This window comes from Bacillus sp. FSL K6-2861, assembly GCF_038630725.1.
Lineage (GTDB): Bacteria > Bacillota > Bacilli > Bacillales > Bacillaceae > Bacillus > Bacillus velezensis.
Genome location: NZ_CP152037.1, coordinates 1,123,492 through 1,139,333 on the forward strand (window position 1 = coordinate 1,123,492; position 15,842 = coordinate 1,139,333).

Annotated in this window: 16 protein-coding genes; 14 read left to right on the forward strand and 2 right to left on the reverse strand. The window is 47.3% G+C overall.

What is annotated here, in order from left to right; translation table 11 throughout:
- Positions 1-26 precede the first annotated feature (26 nt).
- The 4 genes from NYE62_RS05615 to NYE62_RS05630 all read left to right on the forward strand — a co-directional run bounded on the left by NYE62_RS05615 (position 27) and on the right by NYE62_RS05630 (position 5,387).
- A complete protein-coding gene (locus tag NYE62_RS05615; RefSeq protein WP_342497286.1) occupies positions 27-1,085 on the forward strand; it encodes a carbamoyl phosphate synthase small subunit in 1,059 nt (352 codons plus the stop codon).
- Positions 1,078-4,173, forward strand: coding sequence for a carbamoyl phosphate synthase large subunit (locus NYE62_RS05620; RefSeq protein ID WP_256683765.1), 3,096 nt, complete (start codon positions 1,078-1,080; stop codon positions 4,171-4,173). The genes NYE62_RS05615 and NYE62_RS05620 overlap by 8 nt, the downstream gene beginning before the upstream one ends.
- Positions 4,161-5,132, forward strand: a complete 972-nt coding sequence (gene argF, locus NYE62_RS05625; RefSeq protein WP_342497287.1) for an ornithine carbamoyltransferase — start codon at positions 4,161-4,163, stop codon at positions 5,130-5,132. Before NYE62_RS05620 ends, argF begins: the two co-directional genes overlap by 13 nt.
- Positions 5,133-5,207: 75 nt before the next feature.
- On the forward strand, positions 5,208-5,387 hold the full coding sequence (locus tag NYE62_RS05630; protein ID WP_003155070.1) for a YjzC family protein: 180 nt from the start codon (positions 5,208-5,210) through the stop codon (positions 5,385-5,387).
- A 36-nt stretch (positions 5,388-5,423) separates the two neighbouring features.
- Here NYE62_RS05630 and NYE62_RS05635 read toward each other — a convergent pair whose 3' ends face one another.
- Positions 5,424-5,609, reverse strand: coding sequence for a YjzD family protein (locus tag NYE62_RS05635; RefSeq protein ID WP_003155069.1), 186 nt, complete (start codon positions 5,607-5,609; stop codon positions 5,424-5,426).
- A 260-nt stretch (positions 5,610-5,869) separates the two neighbouring features.
- Between NYE62_RS05635 and NYE62_RS05640 the strand changes: the two genes are divergently transcribed.
- From NYE62_RS05640 to NYE62_RS05655, 4 genes are all read left to right on the forward strand, one after another.
- Positions 5,870-6,604, forward strand: coding sequence for a hypothetical protein (locus NYE62_RS05640; protein WP_342497288.1), 735 nt, complete (start codon positions 5,870-5,872; stop codon positions 6,602-6,604).
- Positions 6,605-6,686: 82 nt separating this feature from the next.
- On the forward strand, positions 6,687-7,253 hold the full coding sequence (locus NYE62_RS05645; RefSeq protein ID WP_342497289.1) for a hypothetical protein: 567 nt from the start codon (positions 6,687-6,689) through the stop codon (positions 7,251-7,253).
- An 89-nt stretch (positions 7,254-7,342) separates the two neighbouring features.
- Positions 7,343-8,296, forward strand: coding sequence for a BMP family ABC transporter substrate-binding protein (locus tag NYE62_RS05650; protein WP_007409125.1), 954 nt, complete (start codon positions 7,343-7,345; stop codon positions 8,294-8,296).
- Between the two features lie 12 nt (positions 8,297-8,308).
- On the forward strand, positions 8,309-8,500 hold the full coding sequence (locus NYE62_RS05655) for a ComZ family protein (protein WP_003155061.1): 192 nt from the start codon (positions 8,309-8,311) through the stop codon (positions 8,498-8,500).
- A gap of 28 nt (positions 8,501-8,528) precedes the next feature.
- Here NYE62_RS05655 and NYE62_RS05660 read toward each other — a convergent pair whose 3' ends face one another.
- Positions 8,529-8,747 carry a hypothetical protein gene (locus NYE62_RS05660; RefSeq protein ID WP_007409123.1) on the reverse strand — a complete coding sequence of 73 codons (219 nt, stop codon included), beginning with the start codon at positions 8,745-8,747 and terminating at the stop codon, positions 8,529-8,531.
- A 166-nt stretch (positions 8,748-8,913) separates the two neighbouring features.
- Between NYE62_RS05660 and NYE62_RS05665 the strand changes: the two genes are divergently transcribed.
- The 6 genes from NYE62_RS05665 to NYE62_RS05690 all read left to right on the forward strand — a co-directional run bounded on the left by NYE62_RS05665 (position 8,914) and on the right by NYE62_RS05690 (position 15,834).
- Positions 8,914-9,852 carry a beta-ketoacyl-ACP synthase III gene (locus NYE62_RS05665; RefSeq protein WP_007409122.1) on the forward strand — a complete coding sequence of 313 codons (939 nt, stop codon included), beginning with the start codon at positions 8,914-8,916 and terminating at the stop codon, positions 9,850-9,852.
- A 22-nt stretch (positions 9,853-9,874) separates the two neighbouring features.
- Positions 9,875-11,113 carry a beta-ketoacyl-ACP synthase II gene (gene fabF, locus NYE62_RS05670; protein WP_015417206.1) on the forward strand — a complete coding sequence of 413 codons (1,239 nt, stop codon included), beginning with the start codon at positions 9,875-9,877 and terminating at the stop codon, positions 11,111-11,113.
- A gap of 83 nt (positions 11,114-11,196) precedes the next feature.
- Positions 11,197-11,982, forward strand: a complete 786-nt coding sequence (locus NYE62_RS05675; RefSeq protein ID WP_042635051.1) for a DUF2268 domain-containing protein — start codon at positions 11,197-11,199, stop codon at positions 11,980-11,982.
- 173 nt (positions 11,983-12,155) lie between these two features.
- Entirely contained in the window at positions 12,156-13,142 is a 987-nt protein-coding gene (locus NYE62_RS05680; RefSeq protein WP_012117279.1) for an ABC transporter ATP-binding protein, read from the forward strand.
- The gene (locus NYE62_RS05685; protein ID WP_003155053.1) at positions 13,139-14,128 is read left to right on the forward strand and encodes a dipeptide ABC transporter ATP-binding protein; all 990 of its coding nucleotides are present in this window, start codon (positions 13,139-13,141) and stop codon (positions 14,126-14,128) included. The genes NYE62_RS05680 and NYE62_RS05685 overlap by 4 nt, the downstream gene beginning before the upstream one ends.
- Positions 14,129-14,205: 77 nt before the next feature.
- Positions 14,206-15,834, forward strand: a complete 1,629-nt coding sequence (locus NYE62_RS05690; protein WP_007409118.1) for a peptide-binding protein — start codon at positions 14,206-14,208, stop codon at positions 15,832-15,834.
- Positions 15,835-15,842 lie beyond the last annotated feature (8 nt).

The following is a 15,842-nucleotide window of genomic DNA, read 5'->3' on the forward strand; positions in this document are numbered from 1 at the left end:
ATTATTCATCAAGAGGTGGGCTTTAGATGAAAGGCTATTTAGTATTGGAAGACGGAACATCATTTGGCGGTGAACTTGAAAAAGAGGCATGCTGCATTGGCGAAGCTGTTTTTTTCACCGGAATGACGGGCTATCAGGAAGTGCTTACAGACCCGTCATATAAGGGTCAGATCATCGTCTTTACGTATCCGCTGATCGGAAACTACGGAATTAATGAAAAAGACCTTGAAAGTAAGATTCCTCAAGTCAAGGCTGTTGCCGTCTATGAAGCGTGTGAACATTTTTCTCACCATGAAGCAGTCTCAAGCTTGAGAGAGTATTTAAATAAATGGAACATCCCGCTCTTAACCGAAGTGGACACACGGGCCGTCGTCAAAACCATCCGCTCCGGCGGCACGATGAACGCTGCCGTGTCAACAACAGGAGAAATTCCCACAGCATCCGGAACAGAAAACCCGGCGGAGCTGGCGCAGTCTGAAGACATCACGTCAATGGGGAACGGAGACCGGCATATTGCGCTCATTGATTTCGGTTATAAAAAATCAATCGCCTCGTCACTGGTAAAGCGCGGCTGTAAAGTAACGGTCATTCCGTATCAGCAGATGAACGCTGTTTATGACATTCAGCCTGACGGAATCGTGCTCTCAAACGGCCCGGGCGACCCGAAAGCGATTGCGCCGTACATGAACCGGATTACATCTTTACTCAGTGATTTCCCCGCACTCGGCATTTGCCTCGGGCATCAGCTGATTGCCTTGGCTTTCGGAGGAAATACGTATAAGCTGCCGTTCGGCCACAGGGGTGCCAACCATCCCGTCATTGACCGGAAAACGAAACGGGTGTTTATGACAAGCCAGAACCACAGCTATGTCGTCGATGAAGCATCAATTGACGAAAACGAGCTGTCCATCAGATTTCATCATGTCAATGATACATCAGTGGAAGGGCTCATTCATAAGCGCCTTCCCGTATTAAGCGTCCAGTTCCACCCTGAAGCTCATCCCGGACCGGCTGAGAGCGAGTGGATATTTGATGAATTTCTAGAGAAAGTGATACCAGCAAGGAGAGAAATCGCTCATGCCTAAAGATACAACCATTTCCAGCATATTAGTCATCGGCTCCGGCCCGATCATCATCGGCCAGGCGGCAGAATTTGATTATTCAGGAACGCAGGGCTGCATGGCTCTGAAAGAAGAAGGATACCGCGTTATTCTAGTCAATAACAACCCGGCAACGATTATGACGGATGAGGCGTTTGCCGATGAAATATATTTTGAACCGCTCACAACCGACAGCATCGAGGCCATTATTGAAAAAGAGAAACCGGACGGTCTGCTTGCCAATTTGGGCGGTCAGACGGCATTGAATTTAGCCGTTAAGCTTGAAGAAGCAGGCGTGCTGAAGAAGCATCACGTCAAGCTCTTAGGAACATCGGTGGAAACCATTCAAAAAGGCGAAGACCGGGAGCAGTTCCGCGCCCTGATGAAAGAGCTCGACCAGCCCGTTCCGGAAAGCGAAATCGTCGACAACGAAGAAGACGCCCTCCGCTTCGCTGAGTCTATCGGATTTCCGGTTATTCTGAGACCGGCGTACACGTTAGGCGGAAAGGGAGGCGGAATCGCGAAAACGAAAGAAGCGTTTCAGACGCTTATTAAACAGGCGCTGTTAGCAAGCCCGATCAGCCAATGCCTCGTCGAAAAAAGCATCGCCGGATTTAAAGAAATCGAATATGAGGTCATGCGTGACAGCAATCATACATGCATCACCGTCTGCAATATGGAAAACATCGATCCCGTCGGCGTGCATACAGGGGACTCCATTGTCGTCGCACCGTCCCAGACGTTAACGGATGAAGAATATCAGATGCTGCGTTCAGCAAGCCTGGCGATTATTTCGGCGCTGGATGTGGTCGGCGGCTGCAACATTCAATTTGCGCTGGATCCGTTCAGCAAACAGTACTATGTCATTGAAGTGAACCCGCGTGTCAGCCGCTCTTCAGCTCTCGCGTCAAAAGCGACCGGCTATCCGATTGCCAAAATGGCGGCGAAACTTGCCGTCGGCTATACGCTTGATGAACTGAAAAATCCGCTGACGGGCTCTACTTATGCAAGCTTTGAACCGGCGCTTGATTATGTCATCGTCAAATTCCCGCGCTGGCCGTTTGATAAATTTAAACATGCCGACCGCACGCTCGGAACGAAGATGAAAGCGACGGGAGAGGTCATGGCGATCGAAAGAAATATGGAAGCGGCCATTCAAAAAGCGGCGGCCTCCCTTGAGCTGAAAACGATCGGCACCCGCCTGCCTGAACTCGGCGGCTGTACGATCAATCAGCTGTGGGAATTAGCGGTAACGCCGGATGACCGGAGATTTTTCGTCGTCATGGAGCTGTTAAGCCGCGGTGAAACGATAGAAGACATCCATGCCAAAACGAAAATTGACCCGTTTTTTCTCCATGTATTCCGAAATATCATCACATTGGAAAACAAGCTGATGGAAGAAGGGGATCATCTGTCACTGCCGCTTTTAAAGCAGGCGAAGGTAAAAGGCTTCACGGATGTCATGATCGCATCTCTCACGGGAAAAACGGAAGAAGACATCCGTGCTCTCAGAAAGAAATCAGGCATCGTCCCGTCGTTTAAAATCGTAGATACATGCGCCGCTGAATTTGATGCCAAGACGAATTATTTCTACTCCACCTACCTCGGGGAAAGCGACGGAGATATCAGCCGAAAAGAGAAAAAACGCGCCCTCATCATCGGCTCAGGCCCGATCCGCATCGGTCAGGGAGTGGAATTTGATTACAGTGCCGTCCACGGCGTTCTGACCCTGCAAAAGCTGGGGTATGAAACGATTATGATCAATAACAATCCGGAAACAGTAAGCACGGATTATGAAATCGCTGACCGGCTTTATTTTGAACCGCTGACGACAGAACATATTTTGAATGTGGCGGAACATGAAAACATTGATTTTGCCATCGTCCAGTTTGGGGGGCAGACCGCGATCAATGCCGCTGAACCGCTGGAAAAAGCGGGCATTCCGCTGCTCGGAACATCCTTTGAAACCCTTGATGCGCTGGAGGATCGGGATCTGTTTTATCAGCTGCTTGATGACCTTGACCTGAAACATGCCAAAGGCGAAACCGCTTATTCAAAAGAAGAAGCAACGGAAAAAGCAAGCCGAATCGGCTACCCCGTGCTGATCCGTCCGTCTTATGTCATCGGTGGGATGGGCATGATCATCGTTGATTCAGAAGCGCAAATGTCAGAACTGCTGGAAAATGAAGCGGGCATGCCGTATCCGATTTTGATCGATCAGTACATTACAGGAAAAGAATTGGAGATCGATCTGATTTCCGACGGACATGAAGTATTTGTGCCGACTTACACAGAGCACATTGAACGCGCCGGCGTCCATTCGGGCGACAGTTTTGCGATTCTTCCGGGTCCGTCTGTCACACCTGATATGCAGCGGAATATAAGAGAGGCCGCCGAAAAAATCGCGGTAAAACTGGCTTTTAAAGGCATCATGAACATTCAGTTTGTCATTGATGACAAAGGGGATATTCTCGTTCTTGAAGTGAATCCGCGGGCAAGCCGCACGGTTCCTGTCGTGTCTAAGGTGATGGGGGTGCCGATGATCCCGCTTGCCGCCAGATTGCTGGCCGGCGCTTCCCTTAAAGACATCAAGCCCGAGGTTCAAAATCAGCACGGAACGGCAGTGAAATTCCCGGTTTTTTCTTCGCACGCCATTCAGGATGTGGACGTAAAGCCCGGGCCGGAAATGAAGTCGACCGGAGAAGGCATGTGTGTCGCGTTTGACGCAGAAAGCGCCCTGAAAAAAATCTACGCGCACGTCTGGGAGAAAAAAGGCAGCATCTATCTGGAAGGCTGTGATGCGGAATTGGAACGTCAGGCTCAAGAGGCGGGATTTACCGTATGCAAAGATGCGTTCCCGGCATGGGCAGAGCGAAAGGATAAAGCGGTCCATATCAATTTCAATCACTCTGAAGAAGCGCGTAAACAACGGATTGAAGCCATGACGCACGGTGTGACGGTCTTTACTGAACCGGAAACCGTAAAGGCATTTTTAGCAAGCGGCTCCGGCAAACCTCAGCCTGTATCGCTCAAAGATCTTTATCAAAAGGAAGTGGCATCATGCACACAATAAAAGCGGAACACACATTAACCCATTTGTACGGCAAAGATTTTCTTTCCTTAAAAGATGTCAGCCCGTCAGACATCAAAGCGCTTCTGACAGAAGCTTCATTATTAAAACAACATCCGATACAGCCGATTTTCCAAAGGAAAACATTGGCGATGATTTTTGAAAAATCTTCAACCCGCACACGTGTGTCTTTTGAAGCGGGAATGGCCCAGCTCGGGGGAACGGGACTATTTCTTTCAAGCAGCGACCTGCAGCTTGGGCGGGGGGAGACGGTCGCGGATACGGCGAAGGTGCTGTCCGGCTTCGTTGATGCCATTATGATCCGCACCTTTGAGCATGAAAAAGTCGAAGAGCTTGCCGAGCATGCAGACATTCCCGTCATAAACGGGCTGACCGACCGGTATCACCCGTGTCAGGCACTCGCGGATCTGTTAACGATACAAGAAATAAAAGGAAAATTAAAAGGAGTAAAAGCCGCCTATATCGGTGACGGAAATAATGTAGCGCATTCACTTATGATCGGCTGCGCAAAAATGGGCTGTGACATTGCGATTGCTTCGCCGAAAGGCTATGAAGTAGAGGAAGAGGCGGTGAATGCCGCGAAAGAAGCGGCGGCTGTTTCCGGAGCGAAAATCACCCTTACCGAAAATCCGCAGGAAGCGGTGCGGGATGCAGATGTGATTTACTCCGACGTCTTCACGAGCATGGGGCAGGAGGAAGAGACGCAGCAGCGGCTGAATGTGTTTGCCTCGTATCAAGTCAACGCCTCACTCGTCAGTCTCGCAAAACCCGACTATACATTTTTGCATTGCCTGCCCGCGCATCGGGAAGAAGAGGTCACGTCCGAGATTATCGACGGTCCGAACTCTGCGGTATTTCAGCAGGCGGAAAACCGGCTTCACGCGCAAAAAGCGCTCCTGAAAGCTCTTCTTTACAAACAGGATGAACAAAAAAACCGCTGAATCTCATTCAGCGGTTTTTGATATTTCTCCGCATACAAGCGCATACTACATAAAAAAGAAAAAGGAGGAAATGACGTGGGACAGCAGCATCAATTCCGCCCGGGACAAAAAGCGCCGAATAACGGTGTGTACGTTGAAATCGGCGAAACGGGAAGCATGGTCAAAAATCCGCAAAAAATCAAGCTTACGGTGGGGGAAATGTTCCCTGAAACTTCAAACCACAACAGATTGTGGACGTATCAACGAAAACCGTGAACACAAAAAAACCTGCTGAATAGCAGGTTTTTTTATTTAATGCTGGTTTGCATCCTGTTTGACAGGCATGATCTCCGCAAGAACAAAGACTAGCACCGCAATAACCACGGCAATAACGGATGATTGCTTGAAATTGTACGCCGCGCTGTTCATGGAGGCGACCAAATAACAGGCCATATGTGTTAAAAGGAACGTCCAAATAAAACCGATAATAAACCGCACGTTTCCACCTCGTCCTTCATTTTATTCTACGTTGTATCATACCATACATAAAGCGCGGGCGGAAGGTCATTTTCTCATCAAAAAGCGCGCCTGAAACTGACATTTGCCCGCCTGTCCGGCCGTCTGACGGAAAATTCGGTTCCTGTGCTCGGGATAATAGCCAAAACATAGCAGCAAATAGGAGTTTATCCGATCCGTTTTCATTCTTCTTACATATGATAGCCAATAGAGAGATTAGGAGTAAAAGGAGGCGGGCAGGCATGGGGATTACGGAAAGATTTTTCCAATTCGGATCTGAGCTGAACGTCATCCATCTGCCGTATCGGCCGAATGGCTTCTGTATCTTTATTCTGGGGGACAGAACCCACTTTGTCAGCCGGGACTCAAGCTTTTGGCTCGAACATGAAGGGAGAAACCAGCTGTTACATGTGCTGCTTGACAGAGGGTACACCATTTTTAACAGCAATTTATACGGGCGGCATTGGGGTTCGGAAAAAGCCGTCCTTTACGCCAGACAGCTGATGCATTATGTGCTGAAACAAGAAACCCTCAATCCGAAAATACACTTGCTCGCAGAAGGCATGGGCGCCCTTATCACCGATCAATTGCTGCAGTCTTCAGCGGAGCATATCCGTTCAGCCGCAATGTTAGATCCTTGTCTTGACCTTCAAGCCCATTTTGAATCAGAGAAAGAAAATAAGTTCTTTTATAAGCAGTTTCTGAGGGAAACGGCACAGAGCTTCGGTGTTTCTGAAAAAGAGGCAAGCTCACTGAGCTATCAGACCATTACCGGCTGCCGCACCCGGGCGCCGGTACATATATGGCAAAGAACGACCGGAGCGCCGTACCCGTACACCCTGCATGCGAACGCGTATAAAGAAGCCCGGGAAAAGACCGGAAGCAAGACTGATATCACGTATCACCTGCTTGAGAACCCTGCGCGTATTTACAGAGCCATCTGCCGGTTTTTCCGCAGTCATGAAAAAGACCTGTAATGAATAGAATACAACAGCCATCTCTTTTCAGAGGGCTGTTTGGCTTGTGTGTGAATGAAAAACCGGAAAGGCGGCAGATGTGATGAAAACAGCGCTGATCATTGGAGCAGATGAATTTCTCGGCCTTTCATTGTGCGAACGGTTGATGGATGAGGGTGTGCACGTTGAGGTCATTTTGGCAGAACCGGAGGACAAAACGAGGCAGCTGTATTTAGAAGAACGTTTAATGTGGCTCGCGAGAAACGGGCTTTTTCAAATAATAGATGAAATCGGTGAAAAGGAATACGATCGTATCTGCGTTCAATACGGGAGCGGGTGTCTGCCTGAAGAAAGGGCTGAGCCCTTATATTGGATTGTTTACAGTGAGGATCACGGAGACTGGGAGAAAAACGCTCAGCGGGATACAGCCAAAGCGATTATCCTTCCTCCCCTTTACGGTCCGTGGACGGAAGAAAAAGAAGATGGCGAAAGCAGGATCTTTTTAGAAGACGCGGTCTGCGGGCTGATGAATCAGCTTGAGGCTGACGGCACAGAAGACGAAAATCAGATTATTACCCTGGAAATAAAAGAAAAAACGCAAAAAACGGAAGCGGAAGAAAAAATTCAAGAGTGGAAAAGACAATTTTCATCAATATTCGACATTTTTTAAGAAATACCTTCCATGTTATGTGCATTACCGCTACAATAAACGTATATCAATTATACATGTTATGAGTTTGAAAAGGGGTTGAACATGGCTTGATCACCAGGCTTGTCATGATCTTTTCTGTCCTCCTTTTATTGAGCGGATGCGCACAAACTCCGTTTAAAGGAAAAATTGAGAAGGTCGGAATGCTTTTTCCCGATACCATCAGTGACTTGGTATGGGGCACAAAAGGTTACAAAGGTTTATTAGCGATACAATCTGAATTTAACGTTGACGTTTATTATAAAGAAAATATCAGATCCGATGAAGATATTTTAAAAGCGATAGATGATTTTCATAAAAAAGGAGTCAATCTTTTATACGGGCACGGAAATGAATACGAGGAAATCTTCAATATGATCAGCAAGGATTATCCCGACATGGAATTCGTCGTCGCAAACGGAACGGCGAAAAGCGATAATGTCACAAGCGTTCATCTTATGGGAGAAGCAATGGGTTTTTTCGGGGGAATGACAGCCGCCCATATGTCAAAAACCAATGAGGTCGGCGTCATCGCCTCCTTTTTGTGGCAGCCTGAAGTAGACGGCTTTATCAAAGGGGCGAAATATGAAAAACCCGATATCACCGTCAATACTGAATTTACGGACCACTGGGATAACGGCAATGAAGCGCTGCATCTTTACGAGAAGTTAAAAGCGGAAGGCACGGATGTTGTATATCCGGCCGGAGACGGGTATAATGTTCCTGTCATTCAGCAAATCAAAAAAGACGGGCTTTACGCCATCGGCTATGTCGCCGAACAATCGAATCTCGGCAAAAACACGGTGCTGACAAGCACGGTGCAAAACGTAGATAAAGCCTATACATTAATTGCCGAGCAATATAATAAAGGTACGCTCAAGAGCGGAGATCACAACTTTGATTTCAGGGAAGGAGTCGTTGAAATGGGGACGTTCAGCCCTCTGGTGGACAAAGCATTTCAAGACAAAATCTCAGACCTTGTAAAAACGTATAACCGAACAAATGAACTGCCGTCAAATGAATAGAGGTGGATACACATGCAGCATGAAAAGTCTCTTGAATTTATGCAGATCGCGATGAAATACCTGCCGGAAGCAAAGGCGGAGCTTGAGAAATCCGGCATAGATCTGTCTATGGAAATGATTCAGCCGTTTATGGACCTGTTTACATCGGTCATGGCGGAAGCGTATGAGCTTGGCAGATCTGATGCCGGGGAGCTGAATAAATAAAGAGAGCCACTTTTCATGAAGTGGCTTTTCACATGATTTTTTTCTTTATAGCGGACACCATCGGCGCGAAGTCTTTAAATACGGGCTTTAATTGATCCAGAGAGTTCATGATGGACCCCAGCTGATTCATCACGTGGTTGTAATCGATCTCTTCTTCGTTTTCAGCCTGAGGCTGCTCCGGGTTTTCTTCCGGTTCTTTATCCCGGTCTCTGGAATCGCCGAACATCATTTTGGAGAAAATATCCATAGTGAAGCCTCCTTTCGTCTTCCTTTTATTCTATGAGGAGCAGCGTCCGATAGTTTAGACGAATATATTGCCAACAGAAAAAAAATAGGGTAGAATTAGTACCTGATACTAATAATTGATCATAACTAATTAGTTTTAAATTCATTATAAAAAAGGAGTCTTTCCAATGAAAGCTGGAATTCTTGGCGTCGGCCGTTACATCCCGGAAAAAGTGCTGACAAATCATGATCTTGAACAAATGGTAGATACATCGGACGAGTGGATTCGTACGAGAACAGGTATAGAAGAAAGAAGAATCGCCGCGGAAGATATGTATTCATCCGGCATGGCCGCTGAGGCTGCGCAAAAAGCGCTTGATCAGGCCGGCATTTCCGCTGAGGAGCTTGATATGATCCTCGTGGCGACGGTTACTCCTGACCAGTCCTTCCCTACCGTTTCCTGTATGATACAAGAGAAGCTCGGGGCCAAAAAAGCGTGCGCGATGGATATCAGCGCCGCATGTGCGGGTTTTATGTACGGTATCGTAACCGCCAAACAATTCATTGAATCGCAAACATACAAACATGTCCTCGTGGTCGGCGTGGAAAAGCTCTCAAGCATTACCGACTGGGACGACCGCAATACTGCTGTGCTGTTCGGAGACGGAGCCGGAGCGGCGGTCATCGGACCGGTCAGCGACGACAGAGGCATACTGTCATTTGAGCTCGGAGCAGACGGTACAGGCGGTCAGCACTTGTACTTAGATGAAAAAGGGCATACAATCATGCATGGAAGAGAAGTATTCAAATTCGCCGTCCGGCAAATGGGTGAATCGAGTGTAAATGTCATTGAAAAAGCCGGCCTCTCCAAAGAGGACGTAGACTTTTTGATTCCGCATCAGGCAAACATCCGCATCATGGAAGCGGCACGGGAACGTTTGGAGCTTCCGGTTGAAAAGATGTCTAAAACAGTCCATAAATATGGAAACACATCCGCAGCATCCATTCCGATTTCATTAGTAGAGGAACTGGAAGCAGGCAAAATTAAAGACGGCGACGTCATCGTCATGGTCGGTTTCGGCGGAGGATTGACATGGGGCGCCATAGCAATACGCTGGGGACGATAAAAAAAGGTGAGGTGCACACAAGATGAGTAAAAAAAGAGTAGTCGTTACAGGGCTTGGAGCCCTGTCTCCGCTTGGAAACGACGCCGAAACAAGCTGGAAAAATGCAATCGGCGGCGTATCCGGAATCGGACCGATCACACGTGTGGAATCGGACGAGTATCCGGCGAAAGTAGCTGCTGAACTGAAAGATTTCAATATTGAAAATCACATGGATAAAAAAGAAGCGCGAAAAATGGACCGCTTCACGCAATATGCTGTCGTAGCAGCGAAAATGGCCGTTCAAGATGCCGGTCTGAATATCACAGACGAGATCGCGCCGAGAGTCGGCGTTTGGGTCGGGTCCGGAATCGGCGGTCTTGAAACGCTTGAATCCCAATTCGAAATCTTCCTGACTAAAGGGCCGAGAAGGGTCAGCCCTTTCTTTGTTCCGATGATGATTCCGGATATGGCGACAGGCCAAATCTCAATCGCTCTCGGAGCAAAAGGAGTCAACTCCTGTACGGTGACGGCATGTGCGACGGGAACGAACTCTATCGGTGACGCGTTTAAAGTCATTCAGCGCGGCGATGCCGATGCGATGATTACGGGCGGAACGGAAGCGCCGCTGACAAGAATGTCATTTGCGGGCTTCAGCGCAAACAAAGCCCTTTCTACAAATCCTGATCCGAAAACGGCAAGCCGCCCGTTTGATAAAAACCGTGACGGCTTTGTCATGGGAGAAGGCGCGGGGATCATCGTGCTTGAAGAGCTTGAGCATGCCCTTGCCCGCGGTGCGAAAATCTACGGGGAAATTGTCGGCTACGGCTCAACGGGTGACGCCTACCACATTACCGCGCCTGCCCAAGACGGGGAAGGCGGTGCAAGAGCGATGCAGGAAGCAATCAAAGATGCGGGCATCAAGCCTGAAGAAATTGATTACATCAACGCTCACGGCACAAGCACGTACTACAATGATAAATACGAGACAAAAGCCATTAAGACCGTTTTCGGTGATCATGCGTACAAGCTTGCCGTCAGTTCGACAAAATCAATGACGGGTCATTTGTTAGGCGCTGCCGGAGGAATTGAAGCAATCTTCTCCGTCATGGCCATTAAAGACGGCATTATCCCGCCGACGATTAACATCGAAACACCTGATGAAGAGTGTGATTTAGATTATGTACCGGACAAAGCGCGCGAGCAGGATGTCAACATCGTTCTCAGCAACTCGCTCGGCTTCGGCGGACATAATGCCACTTTGATCTTTAAAAAATATCAATAATACAGTTTTTGACCGGCTGCCTGAAAAAGGTGGCCGGTTTTTTTGTGTGTGCATATGATAACAACAAGAGGAGGCGAACCGGTATGAGCGTCAAGCAGACATATCAATGGATGGAAAAGGCGGCATCCGTAAATGATCTGGCCCCGCATCTTTTGCCGCTTTTTGCAGGGGCCGATAAGAAAGAGTGGAAGCCGATACTCGGGATGCTGCAAAACCACGGCATGTTCCGCCATTTGAAGGACGGCGTTAGGACCAGTAAACGGCTGAAAGAAAAAGGATGCTACAGCCATATTCAAAAGGAGGAAGCTTATTTAAAGGAGAAGTGGAACGGGCCGGACGTGCCGATCGTAGTTTTGCCCGTCGACGAACGAAACCGGAAAATCCGTCAGGAATTCGGATCAAAATCCGGTCTGGCCTTTCGGGACAAAATGTTCCTCTTTCTATCGTCGGATAGTTCCAATTCAGCTGTATCCGCCCTTATGACACATGAATATAATCACGTCTGCCGGTTAGAACATGTGACAAAGGACGAAAAAGACGAGACATTTCTTGATACAATCATGATGGAGGGGCTGGCAGAATATGCTGTATATGAGCGGTTCGGCTCAAGTCTTACGGCGGAATGGACGTCCTACTATACGCCTGAGCAGCTTGATTTTCTGTTTGAAAAAAGAATCAAGCCGAACCTCCGCTTAACGAGAGACAGCAGAATGTTTTCCCAGCTGTTATACGGAAAAGGATACTTCCCCTCAATGCTCGGCTATGCCGTCGGATTCAATATAGTAAAAAAATATTTAACCGGTCATCAAAAAACAGTAAAAGAAGCATTGGCCATCCCTTCAAAAACCTTTCTGGAGGCAACGCTTTAATAGATTAAAAGAATGGAAGTTATTTAAGGATATTACATTTATCCTAAAAAATTCTTGCTTTTGTAATAATGATGTAATAATATACAACTATAAAATTTTTCGACTATTCTATATTTTGTGATAGCGAAACGTATGTTTCCCTCTGCTTCAGCGGAATGAGAAAGGGGCGTATCATGAGCACACTATTAGAAGTGAATAATTTAAAGACCTATTTTTTCAGAAAGAAACAGCCGATCCCCGCAGTCGACGGGGTTGATTTTCACATTAACAAAGGCGAAACCGTCGCTCTTGTAGGAGAATCCGGCTCGGGCAAAAGCATCACCTCGCTTTCTATTATGGGACTTGTCCAAAGCTCGGGCGGAAAAATTATGGACGGCTCGATTAAGCTTGAAGGCAGGGACCTGGCCTCCTTCACCGAAAACGAATATTGCAAAATCCGCGGAAATGACGTCTCTATGATCTTTCAGGAGCCCATGACTTCCCTGAATCCGGTGCTGACCATCGGCGAACAAATTACCGAAGTGCTTGAATACCATAAAAAAATGAATAAAAGAGAAGCGTCCAAAAAAGCCGTTGAGCTTCTGGAACTCGTCGGATTCTCCAGAGCGGAACAAGTAATGAAAGAATATCCGCACCGTCTTTCCGGAGGGATGAGACAGAGGGTGATGATCGCCATTGCGCTCAGCTGCAATCCGAAGCTTCTGATCGCTGATGAGCCGACGACGGCGCTTGATGTGACGATACAAGCCCAAGTATTGGAGCTGATGAAAGACCTCTGCAAAAAATTTGATACTTCCATTCTGCTGATCACTCACGATTTAGGTGTGGTTTCCGAAGCCGCCGACAGGGTGATCGTGATGTACTGCGGACAAGTCGTAGAGAGCGCGAGTGTGGAGGACTTATTTTTAAACCCTCTTCATCCGTATACCGAAGGGCTGTTAAACTCCATACCGGTGATAGATGGAGAGATTGATACATTAAAAGCGATCAAAGGCAGTGTCCCGACACCGGATAATCTTCCGGAAGGCTGCCGATTTGCCCCGAGGTGTTCAAAAGCGATGGACAAATGCAAAACAGGGCAGCCGGAGCTGATAACGCATGAAAGCGGCCGTTCTGTAAGATGTTTTTTATATGAGGAAGAGGGTGCCCAATCAAAATGACAGCTGCAGGCCAAGAAACGATTTTAGAGCTGAAAGACGTAAAAAAATATTTCCCGATCCGCTCCGGTTTTTTTCAAAGGAAAGTCGGTGATATAAAGGCTGTTGACGGTGTTTCTTTTTCACTGAAGCGCGGGGAGACGCTCGGCATCGTCGGTGAATCAGGATGCGGCAAATCAACGGCGGGAAGGACGATGATCCGTTTATACAAGCCGACAGACGGCCGGATTCTTTTTAAGGGTCAGGATATCTCCGGCTTATCTGAAGAAAAGCTGAGAAAAAGCGTCCGCAAAAACATCCAGATGGTCTTCCAAGATCCCTTCGCATCCCTTAACCCGAGGAAAACGCTGCGTTCCATTATTAAAGAACCGTTCCAGACTCACCATATGTACAGCATGAGCGAGCGGAACGAGCGAGTGGAGGAGCTGCTGGCGAAAGTCGGCCTTCATCCGAGCTTTGCAAACCGCTATCCGCACGAATTTTCCGGGGGGCAGCGCCAGCGGATCGGGATTGCGCGGGCTCTGACGTTGAATCCCGAGCTGATTATTGCGGATGAACCCGTTTCCGCACTCGATGTCTCCATTCAGGCCCAGGTCATCAATCTGATGGAAGAACTGCAGGATGAATTCAACCTGACCTATTTGTTTATTTCTCATGATTTGAGTGTTGTCCGCCATATCAGCGACAGAGTCGGCGTCATGTATCTGGGAAAAATGATGGAGCTGACCGATAAACACGAGCTGTACGGCAATCCGCTTCACCCTTATACGCAAGCGCTTTTGTCTTCAGTGCCCGTCACGAGAAAAAAAGACGCCGTCAAGCGGGAACGAATCATCCTGAAAGGAGAACTGCCAAGCCCGGCAAACCCGCCGAAAGGCTGCGTGTTCCACACGCGGTGCCCGATGGCCAAACCGATCTGCAAGGAACAAATCCCGGCATTTGAAGAAGCCGCTCCCGGCCATTACGTTGCCTGCCATTTATATGCCTGAAATGACAAGCATCGAGAGGGGGTATGCCGGATTACATAACCAGTTTGCTGCATATATATCACAAAGGGGGAATTGATATGAAATTACGTAAAAGCGCACTGATGATGCTAAGTGTTTTTATGGCGTTTGCCATCTTCCTGTCAGCCTGCTCCGGCTCAAAATCCACAAGCACCGAATCCAAACCGGCAGGAAAACCGCAAAAAGGCGGAGATTTGGTTGTCGGGTCAACCGGGGAACCCACACTTTTTAATCCACTTTATTCTACCGATGTTGCAAGTTCTGATATTGAAGGAATGCTTTACAGCACATTATTGGAAACTGATGAGAAATTAAACGTCAAGCCGTCGCTGGCTGAAAAAGTAACAGAAGCTGACGGGGGATTAACGTATGATGTAAAACTGAAAAAAGGCGTAAAATTCCATGATGGAAAAGAGCTGACGGCCGATGATGTTGTTTTCACCTACAGCATCCCTCTTAACAAAGATTACAACGGTGAGCGTGGCTCGGGTTTTGAGTCCCTTAAATCCGTAACGAAAAAAGGAAAATATGAAATTCAGTTTAAAATGAAGAAAAAAGATGCCTATTTCTATAATGTCGTTCTCGACAGTTACGGCATTTTGCCTAAACATATATTGGGTAAGGTCCCGGTTGCTGATCTGGGAGAGAATGAATTTAACCGTAAAAATCCAATCGGCTCCGGTCCGTTTAAGTTTGTTGAGTGGAAAAAGGGCGAGTATGTCAAACTGGAAGCAAATGATGATTACTTTGGCGGCAGACCTTACCTTGATACAGTGACAGTAAAAACAATACCTGATTCTAACGCTGCCGTGGCTCAGTTAAAAGCGGGAGATATTGATTTCTTCGTTGTGCCGGGCACAGATTTTGATACGGTTAAAACGTTTGGAAATGTGAAGGTCAAATCTGACCTTGGCTTAAACTACAGCTATATCGGCTGGAATGAGAAAAAAGAGATCTTTAAGGACAAAAAAGTGCGTCAGGCATTGACTTACGCTCTTGACAGGCAGGCAATGGTGGATCAAGTGCTGAACGGAGACGGTAAGGTAGCGGATGTTCCTGAGAGTCCGCTGTCATGGAATTATCCGAAGTCTAAAGTGCCGACATTTGATTATAATCCGAAAAAAGCAAAGCAGCTGCTAAAAGAAGCCGGATGGGAAGACCATGACGGTGACGGCTACCTTGATAAAGACGGAAAAAAATTCTCATTTGAAATTAAAACGAATCAAGGCAATAAAATTCGTGAAGATTTAGCTGTTGTCGTTCAGCAGCAATTAAAAGAAGTGGGAATCGAGGCTAAACCGCGAATTGTTGAATTCAGTGCGTTAATTGAACAGACAAGTGCCCCTAATTGGGATTATGACGCTCTTCTTCTCGGATGGAGTCTTGCAACGTTCCCGGATCAATTCTCTATCTTCCATTCAAGCCAATCGAAAAACGGGCTGAATAATATCTGGTATAAAAACCCGAAAGTCGATAAGCTGCTTGAAGAAGCGAAGACAATTACAGACAGAAAAGAATACCAAAAGAAATATGAAGAGATATACAAATTGATTGCTGAAGATCAGCCGTACAGCTTCTTATTCTATTACAATTACCACAGAGCGATGCCGAATAATTTACAAGGTTATGTATTCCACCCTAAAAATGACTTGTACAATATTGAAAAATGGTGGCTGGATCAAAAATAGCAAAAGCC

What these genes read in the sequence shown, in the direction of transcription:
- NYE62_RS05615 (WP_342497286.1), top strand. Translation starts at nt 27, where the DNA reads ATGAAAGGCTATTTAGTATTGGAAGACGGAACATCATTTGGCGGTGAA.
- NYE62_RS05620 (WP_256683765.1), top strand. Translation starts at nt 1,078, where the DNA reads ATGCCTAAAGATACAACCATTTCCAGCATATTAGTCATCGGCTCCGGC.
- argF (WP_342497287.1), top strand. Translation starts at nt 4,161, where the DNA reads ATGCACACAATAAAAGCGGAACACACATTAACCCATTTGTACGGCAAA.
- NYE62_RS05640 (WP_342497288.1), top strand. Translation starts at nt 5,870, where the DNA reads ATGGGGATTACGGAAAGATTTTTCCAATTCGGATCTGAGCTGAACGTC.
- NYE62_RS05645 (WP_342497289.1), top strand. Translation starts at nt 6,687, where the DNA reads ATGAAAACAGCGCTGATCATTGGAGCAGATGAATTTCTCGGCCTTTCA.
- NYE62_RS05655 (WP_003155061.1), top strand. Translation starts at nt 8,309, where the DNA reads ATGCAGCATGAAAAGTCTCTTGAATTTATGCAGATCGCGATGAAATAC.
- NYE62_RS05660 (WP_007409123.1), bottom strand. Translation starts at nt 8,747, where the DNA reads ATGGATATTTTCTCCAAAATGATGTTCGGCGATTCCAGAGACCGGGAT.
- NYE62_RS05665 (WP_007409122.1), top strand. Translation starts at nt 8,914, where the DNA reads ATGAAAGCTGGAATTCTTGGCGTCGGCCGTTACATCCCGGAAAAAGTG.
- fabF (WP_015417206.1), top strand. Translation starts at nt 9,875, where the DNA reads ATGAGTAAAAAAAGAGTAGTCGTTACAGGGCTTGGAGCCCTGTCTCCG.
- NYE62_RS05675 (WP_042635051.1), top strand. Translation starts at nt 11,197, where the DNA reads ATGAGCGTCAAGCAGACATATCAATGGATGGAAAAGGCGGCATCCGTA.
- NYE62_RS05680 (WP_012117279.1), top strand. Translation starts at nt 12,156, where the DNA reads ATGAGCACACTATTAGAAGTGAATAATTTAAAGACCTATTTTTTCAGA.
- NYE62_RS05685 (WP_003155053.1), top strand. Translation starts at nt 13,139, where the DNA reads ATGACAGCTGCAGGCCAAGAAACGATTTTAGAGCTGAAAGACGTAAAA.
- NYE62_RS05690 (WP_007409118.1), top strand. Translation starts at nt 14,206, where the DNA reads ATGAAATTACGTAAAAGCGCACTGATGATGCTAAGTGTTTTTATGGCG.